General features: G+C 43.8%; 12 protein-coding genes. 2 read left to right on the plus strand and 10 right to left on the minus strand.

Annotation, left to right across the window (positions count from 1 at the left end; translation table 11 throughout):
* Window positions 1-80: 80 nt before the first annotated feature.
* From D469_RS0118905 to D469_RS22640, 5 genes are all read right to left on the minus strand, one after another.
* Window positions 81-512 (minus strand): DEAD/DEAH box helicase family protein, encoded by a 432-nt coding sequence (locus D469_RS0118905; protein ID WP_040607070.1) that lies wholly within the window; start codon window positions 510-512, stop codon window positions 81-83.
* Between the two features lie 288 nt (window positions 513-800).
* Window positions 801-1,754 carry a hypothetical protein gene (locus D469_RS0118910; protein ID WP_018924951.1) on the minus strand — a complete coding sequence of 318 codons (954 nt, stop codon included), beginning with the start codon at window positions 1,752-1,754 and terminating at the stop codon, window positions 801-803.
* A gap of 29 nt (window positions 1,755-1,783) precedes the next feature.
* Complete coding sequence (locus D469_RS20825) at window positions 1,784-2,581, minus strand: DUF5655 domain-containing protein (RefSeq protein ID WP_018924952.1); 798 nt, start codon at window positions 2,579-2,581, stop codon at window positions 1,784-1,786.
* Window positions 2,582-3,094: 513 nt separating this feature from the next.
* Entirely contained in the window at window positions 3,095-3,856 is a 762-nt protein-coding gene (locus D469_RS20830) for a MerR family transcriptional regulator (RefSeq protein ID WP_018924954.1), read from the minus strand.
* A gap of 204 nt (window positions 3,857-4,060) precedes the next feature.
* Window positions 4,061-4,204 (minus strand): hypothetical protein, encoded by a 144-nt coding sequence (locus D469_RS22640; protein ID WP_018924955.1) that lies wholly within the window; start codon window positions 4,202-4,204, stop codon window positions 4,061-4,063.
* A 277-nt stretch (window positions 4,205-4,481) separates the two neighbouring features.
* On the opposite strand from D469_RS22640, the gene D469_RS0118930 reads away from it, so the two are divergent.
* Window positions 4,482-4,967, plus strand: a complete 486-nt coding sequence (locus tag D469_RS0118930) for a tetratricopeptide repeat protein (protein WP_018924956.1) — start codon at window positions 4,482-4,484, stop codon at window positions 4,965-4,967.
* A 443-nt stretch (window positions 4,968-5,410) separates the two neighbouring features.
* On the opposite strand, the gene D469_RS0118935 is transcribed toward D469_RS0118930, so the two are convergent.
* The 4 genes from D469_RS0118935 to D469_RS0118950 form a co-directional block, all read right to left on the minus strand.
* On the minus strand, window positions 5,411-6,409 hold the full coding sequence (locus D469_RS0118935; RefSeq protein ID WP_018924957.1) for a 5-oxoprolinase subunit C family protein: 999 nt from the start codon (window positions 6,407-6,409) through the stop codon (window positions 5,411-5,413).
* Window positions 6,406-7,179, minus strand: a complete 774-nt coding sequence (locus tag D469_RS0118940; protein WP_018924958.1) for a LamB/YcsF family protein — start codon at window positions 7,177-7,179, stop codon at window positions 6,406-6,408. Before D469_RS0118940 ends, D469_RS0118935 begins: the two co-directional genes overlap by 4 nt.
* Entirely contained in the window at window positions 7,166-7,912 is a 747-nt protein-coding gene (gene pxpB, locus D469_RS0118945) for a 5-oxoprolinase subunit PxpB (protein ID WP_018924959.1), read from the minus strand. The genes D469_RS0118940 and pxpB overlap by 14 nt, the downstream gene beginning before the upstream one ends.
* A 346-nt stretch (window positions 7,913-8,258) precedes the next feature.
* A complete protein-coding gene (locus D469_RS0118950; RefSeq protein WP_018924960.1) occupies window positions 8,259-9,476 on the minus strand; it encodes an NRAMP family divalent metal transporter in 1,218 nt (405 codons plus the stop codon).
* 365 nt (window positions 9,477-9,841) lie between these two features.
* On the opposite strand from D469_RS0118950, the gene D469_RS0118955 reads away from it, so the two are divergent.
* Complete coding sequence (locus D469_RS0118955; protein ID WP_018924961.1) at window positions 9,842-10,102, plus strand: hypothetical protein; 261 nt, start codon at window positions 9,842-9,844, stop codon at window positions 10,100-10,102.
* Window positions 10,103-10,419: 317 nt separating this feature from the next.
* On the opposite strand, the gene D469_RS0118965 is transcribed toward D469_RS0118955, so the two are convergent.
* Window positions 10,420-10,678: IS3 family transposase (locus tag D469_RS0118965; RefSeq protein WP_018924963.1), on the minus strand; the 259-nt coding region annotated here is incomplete at its 5' end.

Here is a 10,678-nt window from a genome sequence, read left to right on the forward strand (position 1 = left end):
GTATCAAAAGGAAAACTTAATCAAAACATGGATGAGATGGTATCGAGATATTTTGTATTCTGATAATTACTGTTTTCATTTCAGCGAATAACACCATTTTCATCATCAATAAATACCATTTCATTATCAATCAGTAATTTAAAATCATCCTTATGAAGTGGAAATTCTTCAATACCATTCATTACTTCATCAAGAATTAACGTGTAATTACTAACCTTCAAAAGTTCAATTATTTCTTCATCAGCGTTCTGAAATAGTGCATGAGTTGAAACAATATCATGTTCATTTAATATCAGCTTCTTTAGGTTTTCAAGTTTACCATTACCAGTGCTGAGTGGTTCCTTGAAGTTCCTACTGGTCACAGGTGTTTTCACACGCTGAACTTCAGGTAGGAACGGTGTGATATAAATGAACCTTTCGTTGTTATCAGTTTGTTCCATGTGTTGTATTGCCCAACTTGTTTTACCACTTCCCATTATAGAATCAATGATATTTATGTTTGTTTGTGGCATCTGTATCAATCCTTCCACCTTGTCGTTCTAACCCTTAAACAAGAAATAAAGAAGATACAGACTGCATTGTCAATAACAATGTATTCCAATATACTACACCAAAAATATTCAGCACATCAAAATTGCTTATTGTTCTAAAAAAAGTTGATATATCAAGGGTTGTGGCTTTATGGACAAGGATTACCTAAAAACCTTACTTTTATTATGCCATTAAGTGATCCACCATTACCCGTATATTTAAAAGCGCATAGAATTAAACACGGTTATGAAAAATAAAACGGGCTTAAGTCATGCTTGCCCGATTTTACTATATTCCAGACCAAATTTTACCCGTCCTAATTCTATAAATAACTTATAATCTTCCCAAGCATTAAATGTAGCCTCATTAATTTTATTCGTTATATCCAATCGTTCCTCGTGACTCATATTGTTCTTTGTAATAATATACCTTACACCATCACCCATTCCCTCTGAATTTACCCCAAGCAAACTATCTAAAATCTTTAAACTATTAATTAGCTTAATACGAATTTCATCTAGTTCCTTGTCCATAAATTTATATTCAGGGTTGTCCTCAGTTTGGGAAAATGTATAGACCATTTTCACATAGGCAAACGGAAAGGGTTGGATTGATAAGTCTAAATCCTTAAGAAAGTCCATCATCATTTCATGTTCTAAAAGCTCTCTTATTTTTTTATAAACATGCAGGTCTAACTCAGCTTCTCTTTTTACTTGCTCGGGGTCTTTTGGTTTATACCCTAATAAGTATTTCACAGTATCACCGTTAATAGGAAATTCAGGATGCTTGCTATTATATCTGGAAGTTAGCCAATGAACAGTTATCTCGGTTTGGTCTGCGGAGGGAGAAAATTCTCTTTCAAATTTATTTAAGTCATTTATTATAATACTTTTTTGTTCTTCTGAAAGTTCCATAACTCCGTTTGTGTAAGGAGGACCTAAGTATTTAATATTGTTTTTTTCCCTTTCTATATATTCATCATATAACCTTGCCTTTTCTTTTAAAGTTTTATATTTTTGATTGATTTTGTTGACACCATTATAAATAGATTCACTGCCCTTTTTTAATATATAGATAGTTAGCATACTAAAACCACTAAATAGTAAAAAATTAAATAGTAGTTCAAAACCAAACGAAACATCATCTCCTATATATGCAGATGAAATACCTCCTAAAATTGCCCCTAAAACAAGTATCCAAGCTGATTTAAGTTTTTTAATCATTTCTTTCCCCTGACTTTCGTAACTTGTTATTAACTAACATCGTAACTCATGTTAATAAACCGTTTAGCCTTTTTAATATCCTCATCACTAGCAATAACCACTTCTAAATCACCCGTACCATAATGCCCTATATTACTAACATCACGGGTGAAGCCCTGTTCCAACGTAATACTATCGGGCTTAACTTTCAAATAAAGTAGTATCTTTGCTGTCTGCGGGTGTACTTCAACGATAGCAAAGTTTTTAATACGTTTAAACGCTATGTAATGTTTAAGTATTTTCATTTGAACGTCATCACCTAACGCCATCATATAGGCTTTTAACGTTTCAAATCTATCAGTTAGTTCCGTGTTAGCCTGCTCTAAATAATCAGTTACCGTTTTAACCTTATTGTTACGGTTAGTTGCCGTAGTTGGTGCGGTAGCTTCATCACTAATATGTACGGTTTGTGCCGTTGTAGCGTTAACTAAATCTAGTAATAGAAGTCCATTACTATAATGTTTGTAGTGATAAAGCTCTATATTACGGTTTATTTGTTGAACTGCGTGTTCGTAATACTTAGTAAAACTGCCTGCTATACAAAGTAAACGAGTGCTTTTCCAATCAATAGCGTCTGAAACGGTTGCACCGTACCTACGCATTACCATTATTTCAAATTCCGCTTTATGGTCTAATAACCAATCCAGATAAAATAAGCCTTGATTTATAACGTTTTCGTTCATTGATCGCTTATATTCTATAATTACGGGGGAATTGTTTTCATCAATGCTTAACGTATCAATACGCCCTGCGTGACATTTACCCGTACTATGTTCAGAAGCTAACAAGCGTACACCTAAAAACGTTTCTAAATGCCGTTAATTATATGTTGTAATGACTTTTCAATAGATACAGATTGTCCTTCAAGTTCATCAACGCTATCCCCTTTTAATCTAAATAGTTTTATATCACCCATACACGTTCACTCCTTACCGTAAATATTATAGCATTTCATATTAGTAAAATCTTCCTACTGTTATGAAGTTAACGGCGTTACCTTATTAACGGCACACAGTGACAGCTGAATTATGAAGCCGTAATATTAAATAATAGCCCGTACCTTTAAGCGTAGGTAATAGCGTAGCTAGCGATTTACTAGCTATACAAGGTAAGTTGTCAAAACGGCACAACTTTTATTAATTTTTAAAATAACACCCGCAAGTATTTTTCAATATTTACGTAGTAAATAATTGTAAGTTAACGGCGTTTAAACGGGCTTACGGGGCTTTTTACGGCTACTTGACGTATAGGCTTCAGCAAAAGTTGAAAAGAAGCGGTGATCATAGAAAAGCCGCATCCTCTTAATCTACTGTTGAAGAGCGGCTTTTAGTTTTCTCTCCAGAATTCAGATGATGATTAGCAAAAGCATTTTGAAAAAATGTCCACTCCTCCGTGGTCAATGGACTTAAAATGTTTGTTGTACTTTCTTGCTTGCTCATCGCTTCCCACGTTTCTTGGTCAAGGGTAGTGAGTAGCTGATTGTGCAAAGTTAAAATGTTTTCTACCACTTCCTGGATTTGAGGATCAGCTGGTGATAGACCATTGGAAGCTAACCGTTTTAGTGTTGTAAACAAGTGATAATACTGTTGATCTAGAATGCGTCTTTCTGTTGTAGGAACGGTGTTTTTTTGTTCCTGGTTGTACTGGTAATGATTGTGTTCCCAAACGAGCGAATGAATGATAAAGCAGAACACTCGAATATCAATGACTTCTTCATGAGCGATAATAGAGGACATGTAATCGAGCTGTTGGATCGTTTGCTGCAATTCTTGGACTTGCTCTATTAACTCTTGCTTCTTACTTGTTATAACATCATGTAACTGAGATTGAGAGGCTTCTTGCTGTTTTAAAATATAGGAAATGTCTCTAAGTGAGAAGCCTAAAAACTTGAGTGATTGAATTTCTTGCAACCGATGTACAGCCTGTTCATTATACATTCGGTGACCTCCGTCTTTATACACCGTCGGCTTTAGCAACTCAATATCATCATAATACCTAAGAGTCCGAATCGTTTCTCCACTGCGACGAGCTAACGTTCCAATAGTCTGCAGGCTATTGGGCATTTCTCCATCCCTCCTTTACTGTTTTTTTACTTTCTTTGATAAATGGAATTGCAGGGTAGCGGTACGTTTTGTTTAGTGTAATTTTAATCATTGCATAACCTATCACAACTACTTCTATAAACAAAATGATAAAAGCGATATAGGCGTATGATGAAGGTAACGCATAGGTGAGTGCAAAGAATGGGAAGATAGTTAAATGAAAATTTAGTGCTCGACGACTGCCTCACGATAAAACAAGTGGTTTCTCTTAGTGATTAAGTACATTACGAGCGGAGGTATGAAACCAAGAATAATGGAAATTCCCAACATCAGCTGAACCATTAAGGTTTCTTTACTCTTTCTATTCAAAAAAATCCCTCCTATACATTTTTCATAATTAGTATGAAGGCTAACGTAGGGTGAGCTTCAACTGTTTAATAAAATTCACATGTTTTCTTACAGTTCTGTAAAATATTTTATCGTCCTGCCACATTTCATCTGAATTTGTAACCCAGCTTGTAAAAGTTAATAGCAACTAAGAACTTAAGCCTGAAAAGTAGTTGTGAACTGTATGATAATGGTAAAATAAAGTATGTTCTTGAGCAGTTGAGGAGAAGAAACAGATATAGTATCGGAGATGAAGCTAATGAACGAAGAATTAGAAAAAGCAATTGATTTACGGACGAGAGGAAACCATAAAGAATCTAGCGACTTGCTTATGAGATTGGTAGAGGAGTTTCCTGAGGATGCTTTGATTAACTACCAATGTGCGTGGAGTTTAGACATATTAGGTGAAGAAGCAAAAGCAGTTCCATTTTATGAAAGCGCCATTAAGTTTGGGTTGCCTAAAGAGGATTTGGAAGAAGCATTAGTAGGATTAGGGAGTACATATAGGACCTTAGGAGAATATGATAAATCAAAACATACACTTCAAAAAGGAATGGAAGTGTTCCCCAATAATAGGGCAATTCAAACGTTCTATGCGATGACCTTATATAATCTAAATGAACATAACAAAGCGATGGAACTCTTATTAAAGTGTTTAACAGCTACGACAACCGACTCGGAGATTTATAGTTATAAACAAGCTATTGAATTCTATGCGGATAAATTAGACGAGGTTTGGAAGTAGTTTATGAAAAAATGGACGTAACTTAACGGTCTCAATAAATAAACAAGGCGATCAATGAGTTGATCGTCTTGTTTTCAATATAATTAATGTTATGTATGAAATGGGAGTATATTTTTTGTATATAAAAAGACCTTCAACATACAGGTGATGAATGCACCTTTGTATAGTGAAGGTCTTTTAGTCATATAGCTTATTTTATTAAAGCTGCCCGTTAGCTAGATTCTTTAAAGATTTTATATGTACAAAAGCAAAGAGATGAAAGCACCACAAAGAACATAATTCCACCTAGTGTGAAGTTAGATATAATGTACCATTCCGTTATAAGCAGGAAATGATCTGAATCCATACTTCCGCCCATCGATGTAGGATAGCGGGGACTCTCTCCTCCACAGCGCCAGCGCTATTAAAGCAGCCAACAAGGGAGAGCATAACCTCCCCGCGCACTACACGTGCTCAAACAACGGCAGGGCTTTTTTAAAGGTTTCGAAGTGTTTGCGTGACGACGTGTAGGCCTGGTGTGCTTCGTTGACGGTCACGAGTTCGAAACGGATCTTTTCGCCGGGGGCCATTTGCGCGAGGCGCGGCCAGTCGGCGCGGATGATCGAGCCTATGCGTGTGTAGCCACCGGTGGTCTGGCGGTCGGCCATGAGCACCATCGGCTGGCCGTCGGCTGCGACCTGGATGGTACCAAAGGCGACCGCGTCGGATAAGATGTCGGCGGAGGCGGCCTGTTCCAATTTGGGTCCTTTTAAGCGGTAGCCCATGCGGTCGGCCTGGTCGCTGATCGTAAATTCCTCGCCGCAGAAGGCCCGCTGCGCTTCATCTGTAAAAGCGTCCCACTCGGGGCCGGCAATGGCACGGAGCGGCCCGTCGTGGTAGACGCGGGCATAGACGGCTGGATCGGGACGCTTGCGTCTGCGGGTCCAGAAGCGCTCGTCCCACTCCAGCGTGCTGGCCGCGAGCTGGTCTTCTTTTTTAAAAGCCCGGCCTTCCAATCCGCCGAGACTCGCTTTCGTAAAGGTGGAGCAGCTGCCGAGGTCAACGCGGGCGTCGAAGCCGCCTGCCACGGCAATATAAGCTCGCACGCCGGAGACGGGGATGCGGAAGCTAATCTCGTCTCCGGGTATGACGTGGCGGGTGCTCCAGTTTTCAAACGGGACGTCATTCAAATACGCGCCGAGATTGGCGCCGCCGATCGCAACGAGTGTTTCTTCTTCAAAGCGCAGGGTCGGGCCTTGCATGGTGACTTCGATCGCAGCTGTGTCGGCGGGATTGCCGACGATGGTGTTGGTCAGCTCGAGTGCGAACGGGTCCATCGCACCGGAGACGGGAATGCCGTCTTGCTGGAAACCGATGCGGCCGCTGTCCTGGATAGTGGTGAAAAGTCCGGGACGCACGACGCGGGCAATTGGCTGGCTCGTAACTTGTTGATGCTGGCTCATGAGCGGCTGCCTCCAAGCGGGGAAGCAATCTCCAGGCCGGCGTCAATCAAGGCCAGGCGCAGGTGGCTCGCAAAGGCGAGCGCTTCAGGTTCATCGCCGTGCACGCAAATCGTGTCAGCCGGACGCTCGATGTCGGTGCCGTCCACAGCCTCGACTTTGGCTTCTGTCACCATGCGAATGACGCGTTTGACCGCTTCTTCTTCGTCGGTAATCATCGCGCGCGGGTCTTTACGCCCAACGAGCGAGCCGTCCGGATTGTAGGCGCGGTCGGCAAAGACTTCGTTGGCCGTGTAAAGGCCGGCTGCTTCGCCGGCGCGCACGAGCTCGCTTCCGGACAAGCCGTAGAGCACCAATGATGAATCCACGTCTTTTACTGCTGCAGCGACAGCGTCCGCCAGCTCCCGGTCGGCTCCAGCCGCGTTGTAAAGCGCGCCGTGCGGCTTGACGTGCTGAAGCTGCACTCCTTCGGCATCGGCGAACGCAGCCAGCGCCCCGATTTGATAAACGACCATTGCATATACTTCCTCAGCGCTTGCGTCCAGCATCCGCCGTCCAAACCCCTGCAAATCGGGGAAACCGGGATGCGCGCCGACTGAAACGCCGTGCTCGCGTGCTAGCCGGACCGTCTGCCGCATCACAAGCGGATCGCCGGCATGAAAGCCGCAGGCAACATTCGCCGACGTCACTTCTTTCAATACATCCGCATCACGCCCGAGCGTATAGCGGCCAAAACTCTCCCCTAAATCACAATTCACATCAACCGTCTTCACTAGAAGCACCTCCCCACTCTTTCCACGAAATCTCATATGTACCCGCAGCCACCGCCGCCTCCACACGTTCATATTCTTCGCGCGACACCGGCACAAACGAAACAAGATCGCCCGCCCGGAACAACGTCACAGGCTCGCGCGCCGGGTCATACAACCGCACCGGCGTTCGCCCAATCAACTGCCAGCCGCCCGGACTGTCGAGCGAATACACCCCGGTCTGACCGCCTGCAATCCCTACTGAGCCAGCCGGAACATGCGCGCGTGGATTCGTAAGCCGCGGTGTCGCGAGCTTCGCATCCATCCCGCCCAAATACGGAAACCCAGGCGTAAAGCCGAGCATGTAGACACGATAGCTTGGCGCAGCGTGCCGCTCAATCACTTCTTTTATGGAAAGAGAAGCATGTTCCGCCACGTCCTCCAGGTCCGGTCCTTCTGCGCCGCCGTAGTAGGTCGGCAATTCGAAGAGACGGGCAGGCGGCGCACTAGTGGAAGCCGCTCGTTCAGCCCTACGCCGAAGCGCCTCTGCCGCGTCTGCGTACGAAATATGATCACTATGGTAGAACACAGTCAGCACCGTATAGCTTGGCACCCACTCCTCCGCCCACGGGCAGTTTTCCTCTTCTAGAAGTGCGGCTAAGCCGCGTACTCTGTCATTTATTTCCGGGGAAATCTCCGTGCCAAAACTCACTCGAATTGCACCGTCTCCAAGCGGTGTAAGTTCAGGTGTCTGCATCGGACCACCTCTTCGTTCAATTTCATCTGTTTCATTTTAGCATGGCTCGGTTCTTCTTGCGAGCACATGGTTTGTATCATTTGTTGCTTGACGATAATCAGTTGTGGCGTGGCATCCGCTCGTTGTGGAGTCAAGCCACCTGGTTGTGGTGTCGTGCCGTTCGCATGTGGAGTGAAGACCCATGGTTGTGGAGTCGCGCCGTCCTCTTGTGGAGTGAACACTCATAGCTGTGGCGTGACGCTCATCAGCTGTTGTGTGGCTCCACTTAGTTGTTGAGTGACGCCTCATCGTTGTGGCGTCACTCTTTGTCCCGAACAACGTCTTTCAATGTTAACTCAAACCAGCTTTAAAATAAGCCTGGGATGGTGGTAAAGAGCGTGTAAACGCCGAATACCGCCATTAATAGGACGACGAAGGCGCCAAAGATGGTAAGCCAGATCGGATGTTTATAGTCGCCGACGATACTCGTTTTATGAGCGGCGAGCAGGATCGAACCAAGCGTAAGCGGCAAGATTAAGCCGTTAAACGCTCCAGCTAGTATGAGTAACATGACAGGTTCGCCGATAAAGGCGAAGACGCCAGTAGAAAAGACGATAAAAGCGATCGTCCAGTAGCGGCGGTTACGCTCAATGCTGGCGTGAAACGTTGATAAAAACGTAACGGACGTATACGCAGCCCCAATGACAGACGTAATTCCAGCAGCCCAAAGGACAAGCCCGAACAGGCGTAATCCGATATCGCCGGCCGCGTGATAAAACGCCGAAGCGGTGGGGTTGTCCGCATCAAGGGTGGCTCCGGCTGCTACTACGCCTAAAATCGCTAAAAAGAGTAGGGCCCGCATGACTGACGCAGCCATGATCCCCATAATGGATGTGTTCGTGACGTAGCGCAAGTTTTCTTTTCCGGTGATCCCTGCATCCAGTAAGCGGTGCCCGCCGGCAAAGGTAATATAACCGCCGACTGTACCACCAACGATAGTCACGATCGCGTAAATATCTATTTCCATCGGAGCGACCGTTTGAATGGCAGCTTCTCCGTAGGGCGGGTTGCTGACAATCATAACGTAAGCGGTAAGTAGCATCATCATAAGGCCCAGGTAGCGGACGATTTTGTCCATAGCCACGCCGGCTTCTTTGGATAAGAAGATTCCAATACAAATTATCCCGGTTAAAATGGCTCCAATCCGGGTATCAAGTCCTAGGAGGGCATTTACGCCCAGACCGCCCCCGGCCACATTCCCGATGTTGAAAGCGAGTCCGCCGAGCACGATGAAAAAAGCGACGATGTAGCCAAGTCCCGGCAAAACTTGATTGGCGATATCCTGTCCTTTCATGCGCGAAACCGTAATAATCCGCCAGATATTTAACTGCGCGCCAATATCTAAAATGATGGAAATGAGAATGACAAAAGCAAAGCTCGCCAAAAGCTCTTCGGTAAAGACAGCTGTCTGGGTGAGAAATCCAGGTCCAATGGCTGATGTAGCCATTAAAAAGGCAGCGCCCATTAGGACACTCAGCCGTTGCTTTGCCGTGTATGTTGGGGTTTGTAAATCATGTGATGGCATTATTTAGAGTCCTCCTTAATGTGAAAACGTTTTTTTCTCTTATGTAGAATGAGCAAAAGAGAAGCAGACAAAACATTTTAGCACAGTACCGTAGTGAACATGCAATCAAAACCTATCAGTACGTGTTAAAGTATAAAAATTCTTAATATTACTTATTTTCGGGACTTGTATAACGGGCTTTCGACAGAAACGGTTTTAAACTTGCAGAACTCGTGTTCGTTCGCTCTTGCGGGAATAAAAAGCGTTAGGTACAGTTAGGAGTAACATATTTTTTCATGAATTTTCCATCTTTTTTGGGTCTTTTTATTTATTCATTGCATAGCAACAGTGGACAAGTTTAAAAGGGAAAGGAGAACGTAAACCAAATGAATTCACAAACACTAGTTTTTTTAGCGAATGGGATTGTGTATGCAGGTTTGGGCATGATTTGGGGATGGTTTTTCTTTTTTATTGTTGGCTTAGGGACAGGCATTGTGGCGACGCTTGTGCTGATTGCGCTATCGCTTGGGGGGACAGGCTATCTTGCTTACCAGATGGACGTTCAGAAAACATTTACAGGGCCACATATTTGGCATATGAGTCGTTTAACGTTTTTAGGGGGCTTTCTTTTGCTTGTGTATTCGTGAAGGTTCGGTTGCTACCTGGGGGCGCTTTTCCGGGGCACCCCTTAGTCCCCTCGTGAAAGCCCGTTCTTTTGTGCGTTCAGGTGCTTTTTTAGCTCAGGATATCTTAAAAGATAAATCTTGCTTTAAACGATAAGGCGTTTTCAGCAGCTCCGTTGCTTTCCCGCTGGTCTGCTTACTCGTTTCTTCTTAAAACAGACAGTACAATCGAGGCTGTCTCAAAAGCCTTTGTAAAGCATTAAAAATGGAGGGGCTGCACAGTCACGGGTTCTCGGTGCGCAGTCTTGCCCTTTGGTATGTCAACACCAAACTGGACACATTTATAAAGTTGCTTTTTTAAATTCCATGGGAGACTGATAACCTAATGAGCTGTGTAAACGAATGTGATTAAACCAATGAACATAATCAAACAATTGGAGGTCAAGTTCTTGTTGGTTAGGGAACGTTTGATTATGTACGAATTCTGTTTTAATGGTTTTAAATGTAGCTTCAGCTACAGCATTGTCATAGGGAGTTCCTTTATGACTTAAAGAACGTTCTATACCGAAGGTGTGTAATGTGTCTTCAATTTGTTTATTT

This window comes from Salsuginibacillus kocurii DSM 18087 (assembly GCF_000377705.1).
In the GTDB taxonomy this organism is placed as follows: domain Bacteria; phylum Bacillota; class Bacilli; order Bacillales; family Marinococcaceae; genus Salsuginibacillus; species Salsuginibacillus kocurii.

Bases quoted from the DNA above. Each gene is read 5' to 3' on its own strand.
- D469_RS0118905 (WP_040607070.1), bottom strand. From the start codon at position 512: ATGCCACAAACAAACATAAATATCATTGATTCTATAATGGGAAGTGGT.
- D469_RS0118910 (WP_018924951.1), bottom strand. From the start codon at position 1,754: ATGATTAAAAAACTTAAATCAGCTTGGATACTTGTTTTAGGGGCAATT.
- D469_RS20830 (WP_018924954.1), bottom strand. From the start codon at position 3,856: ATGCCCAATAGCCTGCAGACTATTGGAACGTTAGCTCGTCGCAGTGGA.
- D469_RS0118930 (WP_018924956.1), top strand. From the start codon at position 4,482: ATGAACGAAGAATTAGAAAAAGCAATTGATTTACGGACGAGAGGAAAC.
- D469_RS0118935 (WP_018924957.1), bottom strand. From the start codon at position 6,409: ATGAGCCAGCATCAACAAGTTACGAGCCAGCCAATTGCCCGCGTCGTG.
- pxpB (WP_018924959.1), bottom strand. From the start codon at position 7,912: ATGCAGACACCTGAACTTACACCGCTTGGAGACGGTGCAATTCGAGTG.
- D469_RS0118950 (WP_018924960.1), bottom strand. From the start codon at position 9,476: ATGCCATCACATGATTTACAAACCCCAACATACACGGCAAAGCAACGG.
- D469_RS0118955 (WP_018924961.1), top strand. From the start codon at position 9,842: ATGAATTCACAAACACTAGTTTTTTTAGCGAATGGGATTGTGTATGCA.